Origin of the sequence: Photobacterium sp. SP02 (assembly GCF_038519165.1) — a bacterium.
GTDB classification, from domain to species: domain Bacteria; phylum Pseudomonadota; class Gammaproteobacteria; order Enterobacterales; family Vibrionaceae; genus Photobacterium; species Photobacterium halotolerans.
Genome location: NZ_JASJOJ010000002.1, coordinates 156078 through 178165, shown reverse-complemented (window position 1 = coordinate 178165; position 22088 = coordinate 156078). Strand labels below are relative to the sequence as shown.

At 51.2% G+C, this 22088-nt stretch carries 21 protein-coding genes; 9 read left to right on the top strand and 12 right to left on the bottom strand.

Annotated elements, in window-relative coordinates; translation table 11 throughout:
- Position 1 precedes the first annotated feature (1 nt).
- Together P0Y67_RS01790 and P0Y67_RS01785 are read left to right on the top strand one after the other, a co-directional pair.
- Positions 2 to 904, top strand: a complete 903-nt coding sequence (locus P0Y67_RS01790; protein WP_342390486.1) for a transcriptional regulator — start codon at positions 2 to 4, stop codon at positions 902 to 904.
- A complete protein-coding gene (locus P0Y67_RS01785) occupies positions 889 to 1440 on the top strand; it encodes a regulatory protein ToxS (RefSeq protein WP_342390485.1) in 552 nt (183 codons plus the stop codon). Before P0Y67_RS01790 ends, P0Y67_RS01785 begins: the two co-directional genes overlap by 16 nt.
- A 63-nt stretch (positions 1441 to 1503) precedes the next feature.
- Here the strand turns inward: P0Y67_RS01785 and recR are convergent, their stop codons facing one another.
- The 5 genes from recR to P0Y67_RS01760 all read right to left on the bottom strand — a co-directional run bounded on the left by recR (position 1504) and on the right by P0Y67_RS01760 (position 5935).
- Entirely contained in the window at positions 1504 to 2106 is a 603-nt protein-coding gene (gene recR / locus P0Y67_RS01780) for a recombination mediator RecR (protein ID WP_027252661.1), read from the bottom strand.
- Between the two features lie 3 nt (positions 2107 to 2109).
- Positions 2110 to 2439 (bottom strand): YbaB/EbfC family nucleoid-associated protein, encoded by a 330-nt coding sequence (locus tag P0Y67_RS01775; protein ID WP_027252662.1) that lies wholly within the window; start codon positions 2437 to 2439, stop codon positions 2110 to 2112.
- A 28-nt stretch (positions 2440 to 2467) separates the two neighbouring features.
- On the bottom strand, positions 2468 to 4645 hold the full coding sequence (dnaX, locus tag P0Y67_RS01770) for a DNA polymerase III subunit gamma/tau (protein ID WP_342390484.1): 2178 nt from the start codon (positions 4643 to 4645) through the stop codon (positions 2468 to 2470).
- A 189-nt stretch (positions 4646 to 4834) separates the two neighbouring features.
- Positions 4835 to 5395 (bottom strand): adenine phosphoribosyltransferase, encoded by a 561-nt coding sequence (gene apt, locus P0Y67_RS01765; protein ID WP_161459678.1) that lies wholly within the window; start codon positions 5393 to 5395, stop codon positions 4835 to 4837.
- Between the two features lie 138 nt (positions 5396 to 5533).
- Positions 5534 to 5935, bottom strand: a complete 402-nt coding sequence (locus tag P0Y67_RS01760) for a YbaN family protein (protein ID WP_342390483.1) — start codon at positions 5933 to 5935, stop codon at positions 5534 to 5536.
- 376 nt (positions 5936 to 6311) lie between these two features.
- On the opposite strand from P0Y67_RS01760, the gene P0Y67_RS01755 reads away from it, so the two are divergent.
- Entirely contained in the window at positions 6312 to 6674 is a 363-nt protein-coding gene (locus P0Y67_RS01755; protein ID WP_342390482.1) for a TraR/DksA family transcriptional regulator, read from the top strand.
- A gap of 45 nt (positions 6675 to 6719) precedes the next feature.
- Here P0Y67_RS01755 and P0Y67_RS01750 read toward each other — a convergent pair whose 3' ends face one another.
- The gene (locus P0Y67_RS01750; RefSeq protein ID WP_342390481.1) at positions 6720 to 7349 is read right to left on the bottom strand and encodes a YccT family protein; all 630 of its coding nucleotides are present in this window, start codon (positions 7347 to 7349) and stop codon (positions 6720 to 6722) included.
- A gap of 92 nt (positions 7350 to 7441) precedes the next feature.
- Positions 7442 to 8389 (bottom strand): porin, encoded by a 948-nt coding sequence (locus P0Y67_RS01745; protein ID WP_342390480.1) that lies wholly within the window; start codon positions 8387 to 8389, stop codon positions 7442 to 7444.
- A 550-nt stretch (positions 8390 to 8939) separates the two neighbouring features.
- Between P0Y67_RS01745 and dinG the strand changes: the two genes are divergently transcribed.
- From dinG to P0Y67_RS01715, 6 genes are all read left to right on the top strand, one after another.
- On the top strand, positions 8940 to 11030 hold the full coding sequence (dinG, locus tag P0Y67_RS01740; RefSeq protein WP_342390479.1) for an ATP-dependent DNA helicase DinG: 2091 nt from the start codon (positions 8940 to 8942) through the stop codon (positions 11028 to 11030).
- Positions 11031 to 11037: 7 nt separating this feature from the next.
- Positions 11038 to 11811, top strand: a complete 774-nt coding sequence (locus tag P0Y67_RS01735) for a sulfite exporter TauE/SafE family protein (RefSeq protein WP_192014816.1) — start codon at positions 11038 to 11040, stop codon at positions 11809 to 11811.
- 23 nt (positions 11812 to 11834) lie between these two features.
- Positions 11835 to 12389, top strand: a complete 555-nt coding sequence (locus tag P0Y67_RS01730; protein ID WP_342390478.1) for a primosomal replication protein — start codon at positions 11835 to 11837, stop codon at positions 12387 to 12389.
- A gap of 2 nt (positions 12390 to 12391) precedes the next feature.
- On the top strand, positions 12392 to 13357 hold the full coding sequence (locus P0Y67_RS01725) for a histone deacetylase family protein (RefSeq protein ID WP_342390477.1): 966 nt from the start codon (positions 12392 to 12394) through the stop codon (positions 13355 to 13357).
- Positions 13357 to 13566 carry a pleiotropic regulatory protein RsmS gene (gene rsmS / locus P0Y67_RS01720; protein WP_342390476.1) on the top strand — a complete coding sequence of 70 codons (210 nt, stop codon included), beginning with the start codon at positions 13357 to 13359 and terminating at the stop codon, positions 13564 to 13566. Before P0Y67_RS01725 ends, rsmS begins: the two co-directional genes overlap by 1 nt.
- A 200-nt stretch (positions 13567 to 13766) precedes the next feature.
- Positions 13767 to 15131, top strand: a complete 1365-nt coding sequence (locus tag P0Y67_RS01715) for a hypothetical protein (RefSeq protein ID WP_342390475.1) — start codon at positions 13767 to 13769, stop codon at positions 15129 to 15131.
- Positions 15132 to 15194: 63 nt separating this feature from the next.
- Here the strand turns inward: P0Y67_RS01715 and P0Y67_RS01710 are convergent, their stop codons facing one another.
- The 5 genes from P0Y67_RS01710 to P0Y67_RS01690 all read right to left on the bottom strand — a co-directional run bounded on the left by P0Y67_RS01710 (position 15195) and on the right by P0Y67_RS01690 (position 22084).
- On the bottom strand, positions 15195 to 15446 hold the full coding sequence (locus P0Y67_RS01710; protein ID WP_342390474.1) for a GlsB/YeaQ/YmgE family stress response membrane protein: 252 nt from the start codon (positions 15444 to 15446) through the stop codon (positions 15195 to 15197).
- Between the two features lie 184 nt (positions 15447 to 15630).
- Positions 15631 to 17817 (bottom strand): carbohydrate-binding protein, encoded by a 2187-nt coding sequence (locus P0Y67_RS01705; protein WP_342390473.1) that lies wholly within the window; start codon positions 17815 to 17817, stop codon positions 15631 to 15633.
- 136 nt (positions 17818 to 17953) lie between these two features.
- Positions 17954 to 19564: a glycoside hydrolase family 3 N-terminal domain-containing protein gene (locus P0Y67_RS01700; RefSeq protein WP_342390472.1), complete on the bottom strand. Its 1611-nt coding sequence runs from the start codon at positions 19562 to 19564 to the stop codon at positions 17954 to 17956.
- Positions 19565 to 19601: 37 nt separating this feature from the next.
- Positions 19602 to 20579 (bottom strand): ABC transporter permease, encoded by a 978-nt coding sequence (locus P0Y67_RS01695; protein ID WP_027252677.1) that lies wholly within the window; start codon positions 20577 to 20579, stop codon positions 19602 to 19604.
- 17 nt (positions 20580 to 20596) lie between these two features.
- Positions 20597 to 22084 carry a sugar ABC transporter ATP-binding protein gene (locus P0Y67_RS01690; RefSeq protein WP_342390471.1) on the bottom strand — a complete coding sequence of 496 codons (1488 nt, stop codon included), beginning with the start codon at positions 22082 to 22084 and terminating at the stop codon, positions 20597 to 20599.
- Positions 22085 to 22088 lie beyond the last annotated feature (4 nt).

The following is a 22088-nucleotide window of genomic DNA, read 5'->3' as shown; positions in this document are numbered from 1 at the left end:
AATGGATCATACGCATTGTAAATTTCTGATTGGCAACAGGTTTACTTTCTCTCCCCAGCACAACAGCCTGGCTGACAATCTTCAGCCGGAAGAAACCGTTTATTTAGGTATCAATGAAAGCCGGGCATTACATTTGCTGCTGGATGAACCGGGCACCATAATCTCCCGTCAGCGTATGCATGATTTTATCTGGCGCGAGCAAGGATTTGAGGTGGATGACTCCAGCCTGACCCAATCGATTTCAACCTTGCGTAAATATCTACAGGACTCGACCCGCTCACCGGCCTTTATCAAGACGATACCCAAACGCGGTTATCAGATGATTGCCAGTGTCGATCGTATTGACGCAGCCCCTGCACCTACAGCTGATATCCCCAATGGTGTTCAGGCTGATAACAATGTTGGCTTCATTGATTCGCCTCCCCCACTTCCGGTATCTGCAAGCCCGGCTGAGGATACCCCCGATACAGCATGTGTACAGCCAGAGACACAGATAACGCACGCCCCGGTGACGCGCCGGTTTTTCCAGCCCAGGTACATGATCAGTGCCCTGACAACCTTCATACTGTGTATTGTATTACCGCTCTGGGCATACCTGGCACCGCCACCTTCATCGAGTGCCTTCTATAAAGCCTTTATGATCAATGATATTCCCGTACTGATCCCCAGTGAGGTTGAGGTTACCGGGGAATGGCGTCCACTCATCAGGCAATGTGTCTCCGCCCATATGCTGAGCAGTGACCACAAGCCATCAGCGGCACCGGCAAAAATCATTGTCACAGGCGGGGCACATAATCAGCTGTGGATTAATCTGATTTATACACCGGCTGATTACCGGAAAAATATGACACTGACGATAGTGACACTTGACAGAGAGAGGGATCTGCCATGTTCAGTACACTAACCCAGCCGGGCAGAACGCACAGATATTACCTGTTGATCATCATTGCATTAACAAGCCTGGTGACCCTGGGCAGCCTTTACTATTTCTTTAGCAGTGACCATAAGATTTCCCGTTTTCTGACTGCGCATAACTGGCAGTCTTACACAGTCACAGATGTGGCTTCAACGGAAGTGCCCGGGCTCGAAATTCTTAAAAAGGTTATTGAAACCAGCCATATTGTCTATATGCCTAACCAGTCATATTCCCGGGTAACCCGGGTGACTCTGATTAATGAGGATCAGGGCCAGCTTCACCTGACGATTACTGAATACGGCCGATGGGAAGTCAGTGGGGGTTATCTGCAGGTTCGGCCGACCCACTTTAATGAGCTGAAAACAGGCGATGAAAGTGCCTTCAGTAACCAGCAGATTGCCGCGATCAACCAGTATTTTCAGCTCAATGCGGAGCAAAGTAACCGGATTGATATCATGAGTGAAAAAGCCGTGCTGTTAACCGGACTGAATACCCGATCTCAGGTGCTGAATGCTAACCTTTAACGAAAAAAAACCGACGGTGATCGTCGGTTATTCATAACAGGTCAAGAACATGGCAAAGCGGCTTTAATACAGTTTCTGCCGGCCTGCCAGAGAATGCGACAGCGTTGTCCCATCCACCAGCTCAAGCTCACCGCCAACCGGTACACCATGTGCAATCCGGGTCGCCGGTACCTGATAAGCCTGACAAAGCTCAGCAATGAAATGCGCAGTAGCCTCACCTTCAACCGTAGGGTTGGTGGCCAGGATCAGTTCGGCAATGTGTTCATTTTGCAAACGGTATTCCAGCACATCTAACCCGATATCGCTCGGGCCGATGCCATCTAATGGCGACAGGTGTCCCATCAGCACAAAATACCGGCCTGAAAACTGACCTGTCGCTTCAACGGCCATAATATCTGCCGGACTTTCCACCACACAAATCTGGCCATTTTCCAGACGACGGGGATTTTCGCAGATAGCACACACGTCTTCTTCAGTGAAGGTGCGGCAATCGCGGCAATGACCGATTTCGGTCATGGCTTTCCCCAGCACATCAGCCAACTGCAACCCACCCTGACGGTTACGTTGCAACAGGCTGAAAGCCATACGCTGCGCTGATTTTGGCCCAACACCGGGCAGGCAGCGCAGCGCGTCCATCAACTGCTCAAGTAACGGACTGGTACGCATTGATTAGAATGGCATCTTGAAGCCGGCTGGCAAGTTCATGCCGCCGGTAACACTGGCCATTTTTTCTTTCTGCGCTTCTTCAATACGACGTGCCGCATCGTTAAAAGCAGCCGCAATCAGATCCTCCAGCATTTCTTTATCGTCTTCCATCAAGCTGTCATCCAGCTCAACACGACGAACGCTGTGACTGCCGGTCAAGGTCACTTTTACCATGCCGGCACCCGCTTCACCTGTCACTTCCATGTTGGCGATTTCTTCCTGCATTTGCTGCATACGCTCTTGCATCTGCTGCGCCTGCTTCATCATGTTCGCCATACCACCTTTACCAAACATATCTTCTCTCTCTATCGGTCTGGTTAATTTATAAGGGTCTTACGCTCTCTTCATCAAGTACAGCACTGAATCGCTGACAGATGAAAGTCACGTGAGGATCCTGCTGCAGACTTGTCTTAGCCTGATCCAGTTTCTGTTGATAAATGTATTCCCGCCATTCCAGCGGAGTACGCCCATTATCACCAGGCTTGATGTGTAATTCTATCTCTTGTCCCAGTATCTCAGCCAGTGCTGTGCTTAGCTGAGCCCTGGCTTTTTGTGTATCCAGATGCTGCTGAGACGGACGCAGATACAGAGTCAGGTCACTACCCTGCTGCTCCATCGCAGAATTTAATGCTAGCTGCTGTACCAAACGATCAGTATTTAACCGGGTCACCAGCTCTGACCAACTATCCTGCTTTGCCGCTTCACTGACAAGCTGTTCCGCCATTTCAGGTGTTTTTTCGTGCTCCAGCGCTTGCTTGAGCTCAGTGGGTGCGATCACCTCCGGCGATTGCGTGTCAGGCTCGGGCTGACTCGTCGGCTGCCACTGATAATCCTCGGCTTTGACCGGTTCAACCGACTGCTGCTGAGCGACCGGCGACACGTGATTTGCGCCTGCTGGCTGAGAACGGCGACCAGCATGCTGGTTCGAGATCCGTTCCAGCACACTGGAAGCAGGTTTCTTCACCGACGCCGGTTCAGTCTTTTTTGGCTCGGCAGCTTCCTGGCCTCGCCGGCTCTGGCTGCGCAAGCGATTTCTTGCTGCCAGCAGCCCGGATGCCGGTGATGCCGCCTGTGTCATTGCCGCTGACTGCGGCGGGTTGTGCTCAGCCGGCTGCGCTTGCATTACAGGCTGAGATGCCGTTTGCGACTCAGGGGCATGTTCAGGCGCCATTGCTCGCTCGCGAACTGACGAAAGCTCGCGAACTGATGCAGGCTCGTGAACTGTTGCTGGCTCGGGAGCGACTGCAGGCTGCGAAGGTGAGTCACCTTCAGATACAGGCCTTACCGCTTCTGACGGCACTGCCGGTCGAACCGGTGACATGTCCTGAGGTGCGGTTCTTGTCTGAGGCGCAGCCGGACGACCAGCAGGAGCTGATGCCGGAACAGGAACCGCCTGAGGAGTTAATGCGCCCGCCGCGACAGGACGAAATGCCAGCATTCGCAACAGCACCATTTCCAGTCCCGTACGGCCATCCGGTGCCAAAGGTAAATCCTGGCGTCCCTGCAATGCGATCTGGTAGTGCAACTGCACATCCTGCGGCGACATTGATTTGGCCAGCAGGACAATTCTGTCGGCATCAGGCGCGGACAGATCCAGCGCTGCGGGTAGCACCTGGTACATAGCCACACGATGAAGCTGCGCGGCTAATTCACTCAGCAGGCTATCCCACTCCACACCAACAGCGGCCAGTTCTGCCAGGCAGGCCATTGCCGGCTCGACCTGACCCTGAGCCATCGCCTCCAGCAGATACAGCGCCTGCTCTGTATTGAGCGTGCCGAGCATAGCCGCCACTGTGTCTGACTGTACCTGGCCGTTACCCAGCGCAATCGCCTGATCGGTAAGGCTGAGTGCATCACGCATGCTGCCTTCTGCAGCACGTGCCAGCAAACTCAGCGCTTTACTGTCGAAGGTGACTGCTTCTTCGGTCAGGACATGGCTCAGCTGTTGCTGTATCTGGGCATTATCCAGATGCTTGAGATGAAACTGCAGGCAACGGGACAGAATCGTCGCAGGCAGTTTTTGAGGATCTGTGGTCGCCAGAATAAATTTGACGTGCTCTGGCGGCTCTTCCAGCGTTTTCAGCAAGGCATTAAAACTGTGGCGAGACAGCATATGCACTTCATCGATCAAATAGATCTTGAAGCGCCCTCGCGCCGGTTTGTACTGTACGTTATCCAGCAGTTCCCGGGTGTCTTCGACCTTTGTTCTGGAGGCGGCATCAATTTCCAGCAGATCAACAAAACGTCCCTGCTCAATTTCCAGACAAGTATGGCACTGACCACAGGGAGATGCAGTGATGCCCTGTTCACAGTTGAGCCCCTTGGCAAACAGGCGGGCAATGGTTGTTTTACCCACGCCACGGGTGCCACTGAACAGGTAAGCATGATGAAGTCGGTTATGTGTCAGCGCATTGGTCAGGGCTGTCAGGACATGGGATTGGCCGACCACATCGTCAAAACGATGCGGCCGCCATTTCCGAGCCAGAACCTGGTAACTCATGGTGATAAATCCTACAGAATCCGATCAATCAGTGACGGTGATCCGCCAGACTGAATCCAGTCGACCATGCTAGCACAGGGAGTGAAAAGGCGCGAGAGAACTCAAGGGGATGTTTCGCTTTCCAGATTGTTACTGACAACATTTTAACCTGAAAATCCACATCCCCCAGATTTAAGCAGAACGGGTCAATCAATGACCGTCAAAGTCGCAGATACTGAAGACATTGAGACCAAGATTACGCAAACGCTGCTGACCACCAATCTCAGGCAGATTAATGACAAAAGCCGCATCTTCCACAATGCCGCCCAAACGGCGAACCAGTTTCGTGGTGGCTTCAATGGTGCCGCCGGTTGCCAGCAGATCATCGACCAGCAATACTTTATCGCCTTCAACAATGGCATCTACATGGATTTCCAGCGTGTCCTGGCCATATTCGAGCTCATAACTTTCGCTGATCACATTGCGCGGCAATTTACCCGGCTTGCGAACCGGCACAAAACCGACACCCAGCGCCAGCGCCAGCGGGGCGCCAAACAAAAAGCCCCGAGCCTCGGTACCAACGACTTTTGTTATCCCTTTGTCACTGAACTGCTGATGTAAAATTTGCATCGTTGCACCGTACGCGGCCGGGTCTTCCATCAGGCTGGTGACATCGCGAAACAGTATGCCTGGCTTAGGATAATCCGGAATCGTTTTGATGCTGTTTTTGATCAAACTGAAATCGTCTTGGACAAGGGTGTCTTGGCTCATAGTCTTTTCCACCGGCTGCATAGTTACAGCAGTCTGTTTAAGTATTTGACGCCTGTTATCAGGCAGTTTAGGCGCAAATAGTAGTGATTTTTACCGTAAGGGGCAACTTTCACTCTGAAATGTAAGAGCTCACAGGGGTTAGCGGCTTTCTTCTTGTCCGGAACATTGCGTTTCCCTGACAGGTAAACGGTTGAACCAAATCAGCAGAACGACAGCAATCACAAACAGTAAAACTTTGACCCAGGAGACAGGCACGATCAAGATAGATAAAGCGAAACTGAGGGTGATGGTCAGATTAGCCCGCCGTTTGACAGCCCGGCTGATGGCATGATGCTGGTGCCAGTTATCCAGCACAGGACCCAGTTTAGGATGGCTGTGTAACCAGGCGTGTATTCTGGGAGAGCCACGCATGAAACAGGCGCTGGCTAACAATAAAAAGACAGTGGTAGGTAAAAGAGGAAGGAAAATGCCCAACACGCCTAAGATTACGAAACACCAGCCGGAAACCAGCAACAGGGTTCGCCAGATCAGTTGTTTCACATTCCCTCTCTTTTACTTTCAGCCTGTTTCAGGCTTTCCGCTGCTGGCGGATTAATTGCTCAGAATACCCAGCCAGGTCAGGCTTGCAGGCAATGTCGGCAGCAGCATAGCAATCAGAAAACCGATAAAGTAATTAAGATTATACGGTTCTTTGAAATCATGTTCCATTGTATCTTCCTTTTTCTAAGTTTAACGTACTGAAAAATAGAAAAAAGTGGCAAAGTGACCACATAAAAACAGCAAGGAACTATAAAGCATTCTATTGATAACAAAAACCGACAAAAAGAAGGGTTATTCTGCTGTTGCTTTGACTTAAGTCAGTATTGGCGTGGCGTTTAGGCATACACTGTGATTCAGTTTACCTAGGAGTCTCTCTATGAATAGTGATTACCTGCAACAGCAGTCCACTCGACTGGAGCAAGAATATGAGGCACTTTCAGTGGAACTCTATTCAGCGCTGAATGCTATTCGTGCTGACAGCACAGAAAAAAACCAGCCCGAAAAAACCATCAATGAATTGCTGACGCTGGCAACTCATAGCACCGAACCGGCACTTGGACGAAAAGCACGGCGCCTGGAAGCCATTGATGCCGCCTTATGTGCAATACGGTTAGATTTGTACGGCATTTGTACCGACTGCGAAGAGCCGATTGATACAGCCACTCTTGAGCAGGACCCCGCGCAGCCCCGCTGCCATCAGTGCCAGTCACACAGTAAATACCACCATCAGCGCTCTTAACCTGCCCCTCACCTGATAGTGGTATTGACCCTCAGCGTCTCGCCTTTATGGCTGGTTAGCCATCCATGCCTTGAAGGCGGCTTTCTCTTCAGGTTTCGCTTTGCTGTACCACAATTTAAGTTGCGCCAGCGAATCACCGGTAATTTCCACTTTTCCGTCTTGCCCGACTGCCACAGCCGCTTGCTGTAGATCAACGGCATAGCCCTGTTCAAAGGTGATACCGTGCTGACGGTTATACTCAGACACCAAGGCTTCCATATCACTGAATGCCGCAACGCCATCGCCCTGTAATTCCACAAAAGGCAAAACACGTTTGTTGCCATCGGCCAGCACCAGGGTCCATTCCGGGCCGCGCTGGAAATAAGCCTGAGCCTGGCTGAGAGCAACCATAGCCGGCAGCTCAATGCGTGCATCCTGCGCCGGCATAGTTAACTCAAATAAATAAGGCCGGGTAGTATAAATGGTGTTCTTGCTGCCGTTTTTCAGTTCGGCATCGTAGCGCAACACCACCTGGTGCTTACCCGCAGGCAGCTCTACCTCTGTCGCACGTGACCACAGCGATGTACTCACTTCTTTGCCGTCCACCACCAACAGCTCAATACCGTTGCTTACCGACAGGGTTGCCGCCTGCACATGCGTCGCCAGCAGCGATGCAAATAATAGAATCTTTTTCATAGCCAATCAGTCTTATTGTGTTGTCAACCAAAACAAAAAGCCGCCCAAACGGCGGCTTTTGCAATATCTGTTGTATCAGGTAAGAACCGTTCTTAGAACAGTACTTCCATACCTGCTACGTAGCCCAGATCGTAATCAGTGTTGTCACCGTCAGCCCAACCCAGTTCTGCGTACAGCTTCACGTTGCTGTGCAGTTGGTGAGTTACGTTAGCATAAACGTTGTCAGTAGCTTCGCCACCATCAACATCGCCACGGTTGTAACCAAGTGCGAAGGTATTCTTACCCATAGTGTAAGAACCTGCCAGAGAAATTATGTCTGCGTCCAACGTTGTTTGACCAGCGGCATTCTCTACCTCGCCATTGCCGTACGAACCTGCAACTGCGAATGCACCAAATACATACTCAGCTTCCAAGTTGTAACCTGTGATCTCTTCACCAGCATTATTGACATCTTCAGAAATGTAATAATAACCGCGAACATCCAGACCGGCAAAACGGGCACCCAGACGTGCATCAGTGATGCCGCCATTGTCGTTTGCGTTCACATCGTGAGATGCGCCAAAGTAGAATTGACCGTTATCGTAAACATACTTGATAACTTCACTACCCTGAGTTGCATCAAAGCCCAACTCTTCAGTACCCATCTCGTAGTCTTTACCAATACCTGCATCATCAGAGATCAGGTACTGACGACCGAAAGTCAGAGTACCAAAGCTATTGCCCTGGAAACCAGCGTACAGTTCGTCATTGAAGAAATCAGAAGAGCTGCCGTCTGCATTAGTGTTAGACAGGTCAAAGCTCAGGCCTGCAACCACGTTCAGGTTGTTGTTAACCGGGATAGTGGTGTTCAGCGTGATGTCACCATCATCCAGACGGATGCTTGGATCAGAATCTACATTGTCAGCCACAATCTTTTGGATGAACTGAACTTCAGCAGAACCAGACAAATCGACGATAACGCCGTCTTGGTCCAACAGGTTTACAGAAGCGTTTGCAGAGCCTGCAGCCAGTACAGATAGTGCAATTAGCGTTTTTTTCATGATATCCACTGCCTTTTCTTTTGGATGGAATTCCTATTTCCAGAATCCCTATTGTTTTTTTATATCCCTTCCCGGCAGCCTGTGTTCGGTTCAGAAAAACCTGACCATGCAAAACCATGCCGGGATGGCGTAACTTGCGGAACTCATCCTGACAGAGAAATTATTACCATGTCAAATTCTCACTGTGTAACAATAAATTTTTCATACACCCTTTAATTTCAATAACTTAACAAGATTATTTAGCAGAAATTTAACAAAGACACACTTATCACATGGAATTTAATGGTTACTTAATAGCGTCAAATAAAAGAATTTATAGCCACAAAAGCATTTAAAAACCGATAAAAGCAGAATATTACACTTTATAAGCAAGAATTTTAAGCTAATTGAATTAATCAAGTAGTTAACGACACACCATTCAACTGGGGTTCAATCTTATTTCGTGAGGAGAATCCCATTTCAAGTTAAAAATGCGCGAGGATCAGCGAGAAGCTCCACGACCAGAGCTTCGTGTTATAATGACGGCCCCAATCCAGATTAAGTTTCAATCATGCTTCACAACCAGATAAAAAGTGATATTAAACAGTGCTATACCAACCTGAGTGCACAACTTGAGCATTTTATACCCCGTCGTGCGCAAAACTATCTGGTTGCTGAAATCGCTAAAACGCTATCGGGCGAATACCATGATAAACAGCGAATGCTGGTTGCGGAGGCGGGCACGGGCATCGGCAAGTCCCTGTCGTATCTGATGGGGTGTATCCCGTTTGCACTGTTCAATAACAAAAAAGTACTGATCGCGACGGCAACGGTTGCCTTACAAGAGCAGCTGGTTCATAAGGATTTACCGCTTTTCAGGCAAATTTTTCCGAAAGAATTTAGTTTTATCCTGGCGAAGGGCCGTCAGCGTTACTGTTGCAGTCATCGTCTTGAAGCCAGCAGTGCCGGTCAGGACGACAGTCAGCTGGCGCTCTGGCAGGAGAAGCCGAAAAAGTCTGACCTCAGTATGCTCAAACGCATGCTTGCCGCCTGGCAACAGGGAAAGTGGGATGGCGACAGAGACAGTTGGCCGACTGTGGTGCCGGATCGCGTCTGGCAACAAATCGTATCGGATAAGCACAGTTGCAATTCCGGCATGGCCAAACACCGCAGCTGCCCTTTTGCGAAAGCCAGAGAGCACATGGATAAAGCCGATGTGATTATTGCCAACCATGCGCTGCTGATGGCCGATCTGGAATTAGGCGGCGGCATCATATTGTCAGAGCCTGAACACACCATTTATGCCATTGACGAAGCGCACCACCTGCCACAAGTGGCGAGGGACTTTTCCGCCGCGGCCGCCAGCCTGAAAGGTGCCAGTAACTGGCTGGAAAAGCTCAATCAGTCGGTCAGTAAGCTGGCTGATCTGGCTGATGCCCAAAAGGCTGGCCGTTTTCAGAATACCTTGCAGGAATCCATCCAGCATTTAGTGCCGACGTTACGCCAGCTGGCCGGTCAGGTCGACCCTGCGATATTTAGCAAAGACGGCAGTTACCGTTTTCCGCACGGCGAACTGCCTGCCTGGCTGACAGAAGAGGCTCAGGGATGCCGGGATGCCAGCAAAAAAGCCAGGCAATCTCTGGCAAAAATGCATGACATGATCACTGAGCGCCTGAAAGATGACGAAGTACCGGCACGTAGCGCAGAACCGGCACTGGCAGAATCTGGCCACTATCTGCAGCGCCTTGAAAACCTTGAGAAAGTCTGGTCACTCATGGCGCAGCCCATCAAAGATCAGGGCGCCCCGTTAGCGCGCTGGCTGGAAAAAAATCCGGAACAGGACGGGGATTTTATCGTTCAGGTGTCACCGCTGGAAATCGGCTATCGTCTTGACCAGCTTTTGTGGAGCCGGGCAGCAGGTTCCATTTTAGTGTCGGCGACACTCAGGGCTTTGAATCAATTCAGCTACTTCTGCCGCCAGGCCGGGATCAGCGAGACGGAAGGGACACGCTTTCTTGCCCTCGCCTCCCCGTTTGATTACCAGAATAACGGCCGGTTGGTGATCCCGCAGATGAAATGTGAGCCGCAGGCAGAGCAGTTCACTGATTTGCTGATAGAAACCTTGCCTGAGTATTTTGAAGGCGAAACCGCCAGCCTGGTGCTGTTCTCTTCCTACTGGCAAATGAACAAGGTTGCCGAAGCCTTAAGGCCGCTGTGTCAAAAAAACAGCTGGGAACTGCTGGTACAGGGAGAAGAGTCACGTACAATCCTGCTGGATAAACACAAGAGCAATTGTGAACAAGGAAAAGCCAGCATTCTGTTCGGCACCGGCAGCTTTTCCGAAGGCCTCGATTTACCCGGGCATCTTCTGAGAAATCTGGTGATCACAAAAATACCGTTTGCGGTGCCTACCTCGCCGGTTGAAGAAGCGCATGCGGAATACATTGAAAGTCGGGGTGGTAATCCCTTTTTACAGATTGCCGTACCGGAAGCCAGTAAGAAGCTGATCCAGTCTGCAGGCCGACTGCTGCGCAAAGAGCAGGATTTTGGTAGAGTTGTGCTGCTCGACAGACGGATCATCACACGGCGCTACGGCAAAGCACTGCTCGATTCCTTGCCGCCATTTAAGCGCGTAATTGAACACACCATCAAAGAAAAATGAATAATTAATGATTGAAATGATAGATCCGGGCATGTGGCTCATTCTCGGTCTGGTAGCCCTGGCTGCCGGATTTATTGATGCGGTCGCCGGCGGCGGCGGCATGCTGACAGTCCCGGCCTTGTTGTCGTTAGGATTGCCACCGCACATCGCATTAGGGACCAACAAACTGGCGGCGACGTTTGCCTCCTCCACCGCTGCGCTGACTTACTATAAAAAACAGCTGTTTTCCCCGGCTTTCTGGAAAGCATCATTCGTCGCGACCCTGATTGGCGCCGTGACAGGTACGCTGGTTGTTAACATCATCAGTACCGGCTGGCTGGAGAAAGTGCTCCCGCTGATCATTCTTGCGGCGGCGATTTATACGATCTGGCATCCGCACCCCAAAGCTGACAGTCACAAGCTGCCTGAACCCAACGCCAGCCTGAAGCGTAAACAGTGGCTGCAGGGCACAGGGCTGGGCTTTTATGACGGCTTGGCCGGACCGGGAACCGGCGCGTTCTGGACAGTGTCGAGCATGGCGCTCTATAAACTGGACATTTTGCTGGCATCCGGCCTGGCCAAAGCCATGAACTTCACCAGTAACCTGACCTCACTGATAACCTTTGCCATACTGGGTCATATCAATGTTGCCCTCGGGCTGACCATGGGCGTCTGCCTGATGCTCGGCGCTTATATTGGCGCGCACTCTGCCATCCGCTTTGGCAGTCAGTTCATTCGCCCGGTGTTTGTGACCGTGGTGGTTATTCTGGCCATCCGGCTGGCCTGGCAAGCCTGGTTATAAACCGGTAAGAGGAAAAAACAGCTATGACAAACGACCTTCATCGCCTTTCTGATCTGGTCGACAAGCTGCTCTCTCCTGCCGAAGCGCTGGATCATCAGCGCAGGGAAAGCAGCAAACCCCTTTTTGACAAACAATTATTTCACGGCCAGTCACGCCTGCTGGTTCCCTGTATTCGCGAGATTCAGCAAGAGATAGCGGCACTGAAAAGCGAGCAGGCATCGGGCCGGTTACACGCCACCAGAGCCAGTTATGTCTGCGAAAAAATTCTGGCTCAGATCCAGGCGGTACAGCGGGAAATGGCCACCAAGCAAATTCGTGAGTCCGAGCCGAAATACCAGGTCAAACAACGTAAAAGCCTGCACGAGCTGTACGATGAACTGGCACAGCATCAGGACTGGGAAAGGCGGCTTGCCGCTATGGTGAAGGACAAGGCGTTTGCGCTGGAGCAGGCACCGCAGGCCAGTTCACGTCAGCCTTTGCAACAACAACTGCTCGCGCTGGAAGGCCGGCTTGCCCGCTGCCAGCAGGCAATGGCCCGCCTTGAAAAGGCGATCCTCCAGCTGGAGCGTAAAGGGTAACTATGCTGCCACTTGTCTATCACCCTGTCTACTCTGAGCTGGTTCTGCCAGCAAAGCACAGATACCCTATTACCAAATATCAGCGCTTGTTCCTGCACCTCACTCAGGAAAAACAGATTGAGACATGGGCCGATGTGGCTTTTTTCCAGCCGGAAGCTGTCACGCCCGACGCCCTCAAAACGCTGCATCAGGCCGACTATATTGACAATCTGATCAACAACACCTTACCCGCAGCGAAAATGCGCCGCATCGGCTTTCCCTGGAGTCCGCAGCTGATTGAGCGGACCCTGACATCGGCAGGCGGAACCAGAATGACTGTGGATTTGGCCTGTCAGTACGGTATCAGTCTGCATTTAAGTGGCGGTTATCACCATGCGCACTATGACTTCGGCAGCGGTTTCTGTCTGGTCAATGATCTGGCATTTGCGGCCCGCCATGCCCTGACGCTGCCTGGTATTGATAAAGTCATGATCATTGACTGCGATGTCCACCAGGGTGACGGCACCGCCACCTTGCTGGCCGATGACGACAACATACTGACCTTTTCTGTCCACTGCGACAAAAACTTTCCGGCGCGCAAGCCTGACTCTGACATTGATTTAGCCTTACCGCGCGAAACCGGCACCGATGACTATTTATCGGCCTTTAAGGCTGTGCTGACACTGGCGCTGGCCCAGCACCGGCCTGATCTGGTGATCTATGATGCCGGGGTGGATATCCACCAGCACGACGCACTCGGCTATTTTAACGTCACCACTGAGGGTATTTTTCAGCGGGATCATTTTGTCATCAGCCAGTGCCACGATAACAACATCCCGCTTGCCGCTGTGGTAGGAGGCGGATACCGCGACGATCACCAGCAATTGGTGAATATCCATGCCCAGCTCTTCTGGGCAGCACTGGCCGTCCATCAACCCGATAAACAATTCACCGCGCCAGCTAACACTGCCGACTTTCAGGATGCATGATGAGCAAAAAACAACCGACACCATCAACCGGACAACACACAGTGAAACATGCGCTCACCGACGCCCCGAAAGAAGTTCAGCTGGCAGTGGATTTGATCTATCTGCTGGAAACCAACAAGGTTGACCCCGAACTGGCACTGGCCGCGCTGGAAATAGTGAAAACCGATCTGCAGGCGAAATTGCAGCGAAAAAGCGATGAGCATGTTTGATTCGTCAAAATAATGGCGAATTATTAAATTAAACCCGACGTTTAATGATCCCGCTTTTTATTTATCCTAAAACGTAATATATCAATTCAGATTCATTCTGTTCTTCTCTAAAATACCCGTTCAGATTGATAAAAATAATGAATCAGCCAGTATCAGAACGGATACCTGATGGTGGTTTGCTTTTCCAGGGATAACTAAGAATGACCAAACGATGCAACCTGTCTATTGTTAATGGACTGAAACTCACCAGTATTGCCAGCCTGCTGCTATTAACCGGCTGCGCCTCAGATTCAGCCTCAGTGGCCAGCCCTAAAGCTGAAACCAATGCCAGCGCCACCAGCCTTGCGCCATTAAAAGACATACAAACAAAAATCAAAGCCGCCGAACAAACTTTTGCGCAAAGCCAGGCGCTCACCTGGTTTGCAACTGACGCTATGGAAGAGGCCAGACAAGCACTGGATGATGCCCTGGAATACTTCAGTGAATATGACTTGGATTCAGGTAAAGCAAACGACAGTATCGGGATTTTCTCATCGACAACCTACCTGCAGGCAACACAGGAAGCCTTAACCCAGTTCAATCAGCATATTGAAACCGCCAATCACACGCGTACTGAAGCGATGAAAATACTGAATGAAGCGTTCAGTAACCGCAGTGAGCTAAACAGCATCAATGCTGCTGCTTATTTCCCTCAGGCAATGGCACAAGCGGAGAAAGAGCTGAAAAAGCTCGTTGATGACATCGCTGATAATAACAATGACAGCGCCATTAGCGGTCAGGCGGATTTATTGCGAAAGCAACGCGCTTTAGAAGTTGATACAGTGACGACCATTTATCTGGCTGACAGCCAGAAAGAGCTCAAGCGCCTGCAGACCGAACAAGCCGGTCAACATGCCCCCGAAACACTGAGACATGCCGAGACGACGCTCAAAGCGACAGAAGCTTTCATTACCGCTGAGCCCCGCGCGAAAGACGTTATTCAGGAAAAAGCGGACGCGACAGCCTTTGCACTGGCACACGCCAGACATATCGCGCATGTTGTTAAGCAGCTCAAAGCCATGAAAACCAGTGATTACGAGCGCCACATTCTGAGCTATGAAAACATTCTGCTGGCGATCAGTCAGGAGCTGGGGACGGAAGATCTGCGTAATCAGCCCATTACAGAGCAAGGCAAAACACTGGTGTCCGCAATTCGTGAAACCCTGAATGAACAAGGCGATGAAGCCAGCCTCTTTGTGCAAACCAAAAACCAGTTGGCAGAGCAAACCCAGCGCGGTGATGAACTGGCTGTCTCACTGGTGGCAGCAAAACAGCAAATTGCAGCGCTTCAAAGCCAGCATGCTGTAGAAAAGAACCTGCTGATACAGCAAATTGCCCAATTGACCGTCAATAGCCTGCCGGCAGAAAAAACAGCCCAGACACCACAGTCTCCGGCCGCCGCTATTGCGCCCATTCAGCCGGTAAAACACGCTGAAGCCGCGCCAAATGTGCCGAGTGACACCCGCGCTGAGCCGTCCGCTGAACTTGCTTCGCCAGCAGCGCAACAAGAGCAGCCCGCCGCGTAATCCTTCAGGATTAACGGATAAAGCCGCTCAGCATGAGCGGCTTACCCACAACGAGATGATCGGCTAAGACTGAATAAACTTTTTGTAAATAAACAGGACAATAAATGCCCCTAAGGTCGCGGTGATCAGGCTGCCAATATTCACTCCGGTAACCGGCCCCAGGCCAATTAAGCTGCCCACCCAGCCTCCGACAAAAGCACCGACAATCCCCAGAGCCATAGTCACAATCCAGCCCCCGCCATCGTTACCCGGCATCAGCCATTTGGCCAGTGCACCTGCAATCAGGCCCAGAATAATCCAGGAAAAAATACCCATTTTTCACTCCTCTCGTCGGAATTGACCATATTCAAAAGAAGCTTAGTTGAGTTTGCAAAAGATGATGTATTGGAATTAATGCAGATTGCGAAACGATCCTTTGAACGAATAAAAGCCCGGCAATTTCTTACCGGGCTTTTTCGTTAGTCTCTCAAGGAATACGTTACTCGTAATCAATTACCGGTCAGTTACAAGGACCGAGCAATGTCCAGGGACCACCCTGATCCGGCTGATTATTATTCGTCCACCATTTGGCTTCATAAATATTGCCGCCATAAAGCGCCTGATCGCCTGCGGTATAAATCTGTCCATTAACCCAAGGTGCGGGGCAAGATGAACCTGGTTCAAAGCTCACTACCAGAGTCTGATTTGCCGTCACAGCCGTGAAGGTGTAACTGCTGCTCACAGGTTGTGCGACACCATTAACGACCACAGAGCTGACGGTATAACCGCTGTCAGGTACAAAGTTGACCGTGAAGTCATCGCCCCCTTTCGCTGACAGGACACCGGATGCATCAGGCGCTGGTGAAATCGTACCGCCAATGCCACTGACACTGACGCTGATGTCAAAGTAAACCGGGATATCAATGGTGGCCTCTGTATAACTGCCAGTGAAACCGGCGAAGTTGCTGGCAGACAGCGTAGTCACATCGGTATTGTTGAGCACCAGACGCTTCTGATTGCCCTGAGCAAAGGGATCCAGCAAAGTCATCACAGTATTTGCGCCTTCCTGAGTCAGCTTCACTGCACTGAACGGAATCGCTTCATTGCTGGGCGTAGTGATGACAGTTTTCGCCACATCAAAACTATTTACTACCAGCTCAACATTCCAGCCCCAGGTAACACTATTGATTGGCACAATGTAGCCCAGGCGGTCATAACCTCCTGTCACATTAACAAACATGTCCGGGTTTAGATCAGCCAGGGTCAGTCCCACCAGCTCATAAGAGGCATAAATACCGCCATCTTCGGCCTGAGGCCCGATAACGACAGAGGTTGTTGTCTCAAAAGCTTTCAGGTGCTTAAAGCCGATACCTGCTGTACCTTCAATCTTATCAACCGCCGGATCAAACCCGGTAACCACTTGCTTTCCTGAGTTCCAGGCCAGCGTATAGACATCCGATTTAACAATAACCTGCTCTGTATTGGCCTGCACGTCTGAAGCAGTTACACCATTCAGGATCACAGTCTGGCCGGAGAACTGTAACTCTGTGCCACCAGCAACGGAAGAAACCACCAGGCCAGCCAATGGATCCGCAGCTTGCCAGCCGCGCAGCACGATAATGTCATCACCAACGGTAAAATCGTTCACTGTAGTGACCGCACCAGTTTGCTCATTCAGCAGAATCTGATCTTTACCGCCACCGGTAATCACAGTGTCGTTACCTTCACCGGCAGTCAGAACTTCGTCGTAAGGTGAACCCTCGATGACATCGTTCCCCGGGGTATCAAAAATTGTGTTATAGCCGCCGAACTTATGGACATATTTGGTAATACAAGTCCCCAGCTCGTCACAGGTAATCTGATCATTAGTCAGCAATGCGGCAGTACCCCAGGCGCCACGTAAGTGGGCAGCGGCCAAAATACCGGACATTGTTGCCTGAACCTGAATCGGATTGCCGTCATCGTCTGTACCCGGCCAGCTTTTTGCCAGCGCCTGTCCCCAGGTCATGTTTGCGTCATCAAGTAACTTGCTGATCACTTTCACGTTAAAGTGCATTGCATCGCGCATTACCAATTCTTGCTTTTCAGGCAGACGCAAATCAGCCAGAGAGTTCACACCATTTTTACCAACAAATGTGCCTTCCCAGCGGTTATTGTCTGTCACATAAACCTGATTACCCCCTGAACCCTCGATTTCTGCTAAGGCTTCGGTTTTACAGCCAATCCAGGTTGAATCAGGGACAAACATATAAAAACTGTCGTAATCAGTACCATCAATGTTTACCACATTAGGACTGTAATAACCGGCATCAATCAGAACGGCCTCACCCAGTTGATATCCTATAAAGCCCCACGCATTCATAGAGTTATACTGCATCTGCCGGAACATTTCCGGATCATTCGGTGTGTTCGGGTTATAAATATTATCAATACCCAGTTTGGTAAAGAATTGGCTGATAGTCGTTGGCTCAGAGATCATCACACCTGTAGAGCAATCACGGACCAGACGGCCTGGTTCTGTCACTTGCGCATAGGTATACACAGGATTATCAAGGTTCTGAGCATAAAAATCTGCCAGAGCAGGATTAATACCCGACTCAAAATCACGTAATGAATCCAAGAACCCCTGAATACCGCTTGCTTGTGCCTGTCCACTTAATGCTGAAGCCACCAGCAGAGTGACGAGCCCGTATTTTGTCTTTAACATAATTTCCCTTTCTATTCTTTCCTATTGAGGGGAACCCTCTCCCAAATCTCCCAACCACAAAATACTGGGAGGCCACCCCGCTGGCGCACGCCAGCAGGAAACTTAATATGTGTAAATTCGATTAGACAGTGAGCCGTCAGCTCACCCGGCTCACAGCGCAGCCATGTCCGGCTGCGTGATCGCCTGCCAGTACCCTGGCTGCTGCGGCAGCACTTTCTGGGCGGGACGAGTGCGCACAGAGGTAGTGCGAAACTGTGGGATAACGCAGCAGGTCATAAGGGCTGCGCAGCGCCACAACGATCAGATTGCCAAAATCCTGGCTCAGTTGCTGAACCAGTTGCTGGGCCTGCACCTGATCAAAGTCTTCACCGGGCAGCGGATGGTTTTCTGTGACTACCACCAGGTAACCCTCGCTGCAGCTGTCGGGGAGCTGATCGACAGTGACTTCCTGCCACACGGCCTCGCTCTGGCGCAGGGTTTGAATGAAAGCCTCATAAGCAGGCTGAGACTGGTTAGGCCCGATCCCTCTGGGGTTGGTCAGATTATGATAGCTGGACTCGGGCGTGGCATTGATGACATACAGTTTCTGGCCACTGGTATCTGCACCGCCGCGCACCCAGGTCACCGCCGACTCTGCCGCCTGCCTGGCCACTATCTGACCGGCTGGCATCGAGACTTTGTGGAACAGCGGCATGGGCTGCAGCTTATCCAGTTTAAAGCGCACCACTTTTTGTAACGCGGTATCAATCACTTGCTCGGACAGTTCGCCAGATTTCACGGCATCTATCACACCATGAATCATCGCCAGCTGCTTATCCAGGTACGCCTCAGAGTGATCATAATGCTCTTCGGAGAGCATGATCATGGTAATCCCGGCCTGCATGGCTTTAACAGCGGCCTCAACCGGCGTGTAATGATGCTGGATGGCGCCCATGTTCATGCTGTCGGAAATAATAATGCCCTCAAAGCCCATATCTTTACGCAGCACCTGCTGCAAGATAGTCGCTGACAGTGTCGCCGGATAAGTGTCGTCGAGCTGCGGATAAAGAATGTGGCTGGTCATCACCAGATCCACCCCGGCATTGATTGCCGCCTGAAACGGCGCCAGATCATTGGCTTTCAGCTCATCGTAAGATTTATCGACGCGGGGGATATCCCTGTGGGTGTCTCCCTGCGTGTCACCATGGCCGGGAAAATGCTTGGCGCAGGCGATGATGTCGCCTTGGTGTAAACCGCGAACCGCAGCGGCAGAATGGGCACTGACTTTCTTTGGCTGATCGCCAAACGAGCGGGTATCAATGATCGGCGATTCAGGGTTGAAGTTCACATCACAGCAGGGGCCAAGGATGCAGTTAAAGCCGGCATACCGCATTTCATCACCGATCACTTTATACATGCGTTCCGTCCCCGTCACGGCGTCCGGCACCCCCAGAGCAAGATTACCCGGCCCGGTCGTCGACTCACCCACCAGAACCCCCCAGGCGCCTTCCTGATCCACACCCAGCAACAAAGGCAAACGGTGGTGATGTTTGACTATCACATCCAGCGACTGATTCAGCTGATGCGCTTCGGTGAAAGTTTCCGCGTTATCCTGGCTTAAGTAACAGCCGCCAAGGTTGTACTCTGCAATCATCTGACGCGCCGCCTCGGCAGATTTGCCGGGAAACGCCAGAATAAACAGCTGGCCCACTTTCTCCTTGAGTGTCCAGCCGGCAATCAGCTCTGCCACTTGTGTTTCTGCAGCCATGTTTCTCTCCCCATCATCCTTAATAAAAGTAAAATCGTTATTTCTTACGTAACTGACGAATCTGGCCCATGGTGAAAGTCACCGCCACAATCACAATAATGCCGCGCAGGATCAGCTGCTGATCGACATTCAGCCCCATCAAGATCAGGCCGTTATTCACCATTCCCATGATGAGCGCCCCGATCACCGAGCCGATAACCGCGCCTTTACCGCCAAACAAGTTGGTGCCGCCAATGATCACGGCGGCAATCACCAGCATCAGGTCGTTCTCACCTAAGGTGTAGCGGGCACTGTACAGACGGCCTGAGTACAAAATACCGGCCAGCGCCGCGAGAAAGCCGTTCAGCATCAGCACATACAGTTTGATGCGGTTAACATTGATCCCTGAATACATGGCAGAGACTTTATTGCCGCCGGTCGCCAGTACATGCTTACCAAAAGTGGTATTGCGCAGCACAAAGGCGCCGATGACGGTAACGATAATGGTCCAGATGAACAGGATGGAAAACGGGCCTATGTCGCCGGAGCCAAAGATGAAGGTATAGGTATCATTATCAATCGGAATTGACTGCAGCGAAGTAGACCAGCGGGCAATACCGGTAATGATGCCCGTGGTGCCGAGCGTCACCAGAAAAGAAGGGATACCCACCTGAGTGACAAAAATCCCGTTCACGAAACCTATCATGGTGCCCACCATCAGAGCGGCAGACACCGCGAGCAAAATACTGTCGGTTTCCTGCAGTGTCAGGGCCGACACTATGGCGGCCAGGGCAACCGTGGCGCCAAAAGACAGATCAATCTCGGCGGCACTCAGCACAAAGGTCATCCCCACCGCCATGATCGCGATAGTTGCCGTCTGGCGGGCAATGTTCATCAGGTTCACTGAGGTGAGAAATCCTTTGTCGTGCAGCATCACCGAAAAGAAGATGAAGATGCCGATAAAGACAAAGTAAATGATGTAATCGCGCCAGTTAATGCGGCTTGTACGTGGCGGCTGAAGTGTTTTCTCGTTCATTCGCAATTCCCTTATCCTTACTGCACTGCTGCCAGCAATGCGTCTTCCGTCATACGCTGGCCACTGAAATGGCGAACAATCCGCCCTTTGTTGACCACATAAATTACATCGCAGAAACTGCCGACTTCGGCATATTCACTGGACACAAAAATCACGCCATTACCCTGAGCGACATACTGATTCACAATTTTCATGATTTCGTATTTCGCATTGATATCAATGCCGAAGGTCGGATCATCAAGCAGCAGCACTTTGGCATCGGTTGACAGGCATTTGCCAATCACCACTTTCTGCTGATTACCGCCGGACAAAAACCGCACCGGCTGAGTCACGCCCGTCGTCTTCACCCCCAGTTTCTTAATGGTGGCTTCCACCATGGACTGGCCTTTGGCTTTATCCAGCACCATAGAGCGTGAAATCCGGTCAAACGAGGCCATCAATACGTTGTCTTCGACAGAAAAATCCAGCACCAACCCCTGTGAACGGCGCTCTTCCGGCACCATGTTGATCCCGTTTTCGATTGCCTGCCGGGGGGAGTGAATGTTCACTGCCCGGCCGTTCACCCGCACTTCGCCGCTCTGTATCGGCGTTAAGCCATAAATGGCTTCCAGAATTTCCGTTCTGCCGCTGCCCAGTAACCCTGCCAGGCCTACCACCTGGCCCGGCATCACCTTAAGCGATACCGCATCAAGATCGCAGGTCGTGACATTGCACAACTCTAATAAAGGCACAGTTTCTGCTGTGGATGTCGCCGGGCGGTCCCAGATAAAATCCGTGTCGGTTTTACTGCCCAGCATGGCTTCGACCAAGGCATCAACCGAGGTGTCTGCCGTTTGGGTTTCCAGTACGGTATAGCCATCCCGCAGCACAGTGACCGCATCACAGATACGCATAATGTCACTCATGTAATGCGTAATGTAGATAATTGAGATGCCTCTGCTTTTGAGTTTTTCTATCACAGCGAACAGTGCATTGATCTCATTGTTCGACAAGGAGGCGGTCGGCTCGTCCAGCACCAGAATGCGGGCGTCCATTGCCATGGCTTTGGCAATCTCAATAAACTGCTGCTCACCGACGCTCAAGGTCTCCACCTTCTGCCGGGGGTCTATATCTACCCCTAACGTCGCCAGAATCGGTTCGGCCAGGCGCACCCGTTCACGGTTGGAGATCAGTGCCGAACGCTGTTGCGAGTGAGTCAGAAAAATGTTGTCGGCCACACTCAGGCTGGGGATCAGGCTGAGATCCTGATAGACCATAGCAATCCCTTTCGCCTGCGCGTCTTTCGGGGTGGCGAAATAACTTTCTTCGCCAAAGAGACGGATCTCACCGCCATCGCGCTGATGAAAACCATTGATCAGTTTGACCAGAGTCGATTTACCGGCTCCGTTCTGACCAACCAGAGCATGTACCTCGCCGGTTTTCAGGGTGAAATTGACCTCTTTCAGCACCGGATTACCATCAAAGCCTTTTTTAAGGCGACGGGCTTCAATTGCATTCACTTCCATTGAA

What these genes read in the sequence shown, in the direction of transcription:
- P0Y67_RS01790 (WP_342390486.1), top strand. Translation starts at nt 2, where the DNA reads ATGGATCATACGCATTGTAAATTTCTGATTGGCAACAGGTTTACTTTC.
- P0Y67_RS01785 (WP_342390485.1), top strand. Translation starts at nt 889, where the DNA reads ATGTTCAGTACACTAACCCAGCCGGGCAGAACGCACAGATATTACCTG.
- recR (WP_027252661.1), bottom strand. Translation starts at nt 2,106, where the DNA reads ATGCGTACCAGTCCGTTACTTGAGCAGTTGATGGACGCGCTGCGCTGC.
- P0Y67_RS01775 (WP_027252662.1), bottom strand. Translation starts at nt 2,439, where the DNA reads ATGTTTGGTAAAGGTGGTATGGCGAACATGATGAAGCAGGCGCAGCAG.
- dnaX (WP_342390484.1), bottom strand. Translation starts at nt 4,645, where the DNA reads ATGAGTTACCAGGTTCTGGCTCGGAAATGGCGGCCGCATCGTTTTGAC.
- apt (WP_161459678.1), bottom strand. Translation starts at nt 5,395, where the DNA reads ATGAGCCAAGACACCCTTGTCCAAGACGATTTCAGTTTGATCAAAAAC.
- P0Y67_RS01755 (WP_342390482.1), top strand. Translation starts at nt 6,312, where the DNA reads ATGAATAGTGATTACCTGCAACAGCAGTCCACTCGACTGGAGCAAGAA.
- P0Y67_RS01750 (WP_342390481.1), bottom strand. Translation starts at nt 7,349, where the DNA reads ATGAAAAAGATTCTATTATTTGCATCGCTGCTGGCGACGCATGTGCAG.
- P0Y67_RS01745 (WP_342390480.1), bottom strand. Translation starts at nt 8,389, where the DNA reads ATGAAAAAAACGCTAATTGCACTATCTGTACTGGCTGCAGGCTCTGCA.
- dinG (WP_342390479.1), top strand. Translation starts at nt 8,940, where the DNA reads ATGCTTCACAACCAGATAAAAAGTGATATTAAACAGTGCTATACCAAC.
- P0Y67_RS01735 (WP_192014816.1), top strand. Translation starts at nt 11,038, where the DNA reads ATGATTGAAATGATAGATCCGGGCATGTGGCTCATTCTCGGTCTGGTA.
- P0Y67_RS01730 (WP_342390478.1), top strand. Translation starts at nt 11,835, where the DNA reads ATGACAAACGACCTTCATCGCCTTTCTGATCTGGTCGACAAGCTGCTC.
- P0Y67_RS01725 (WP_342390477.1), top strand. Translation starts at nt 12,392, where the DNA reads ATGCTGCCACTTGTCTATCACCCTGTCTACTCTGAGCTGGTTCTGCCA.
- rsmS (WP_342390476.1), top strand. Translation starts at nt 13,357, where the DNA reads ATGAGCAAAAAACAACCGACACCATCAACCGGACAACACACAGTGAAA.
- P0Y67_RS01715 (WP_342390475.1), top strand. Translation starts at nt 13,767, where the DNA reads ATGACCAAACGATGCAACCTGTCTATTGTTAATGGACTGAAACTCACC.
- P0Y67_RS01710 (WP_342390474.1), bottom strand. Translation starts at nt 15,446, where the DNA reads ATGGGTATTTTTTCCTGGATTATTCTGGGCCTGATTGCAGGTGCACTG.
- P0Y67_RS01705 (WP_342390473.1), bottom strand. Translation starts at nt 17,817, where the DNA reads ATGTTAAAGACAAAATACGGGCTCGTCACTCTGCTGGTGGCTTCAGCA.
- P0Y67_RS01700 (WP_342390472.1), bottom strand. Translation starts at nt 19,564, where the DNA reads ATGGCTGCAGAAACACAAGTGGCAGAGCTGATTGCCGGCTGGACACTC.
- P0Y67_RS01695 (WP_027252677.1), bottom strand. Translation starts at nt 20,579, where the DNA reads ATGAACGAGAAAACACTTCAGCCGCCACGTACAAGCCGCATTAACTGG.
- P0Y67_RS01690 (WP_342390471.1), bottom strand. Translation starts at nt 22,084, where the DNA reads ATGGAAGTGAATGCAATTGAAGCCCGTCGCCTTAAAAAAGGCTTTGAT.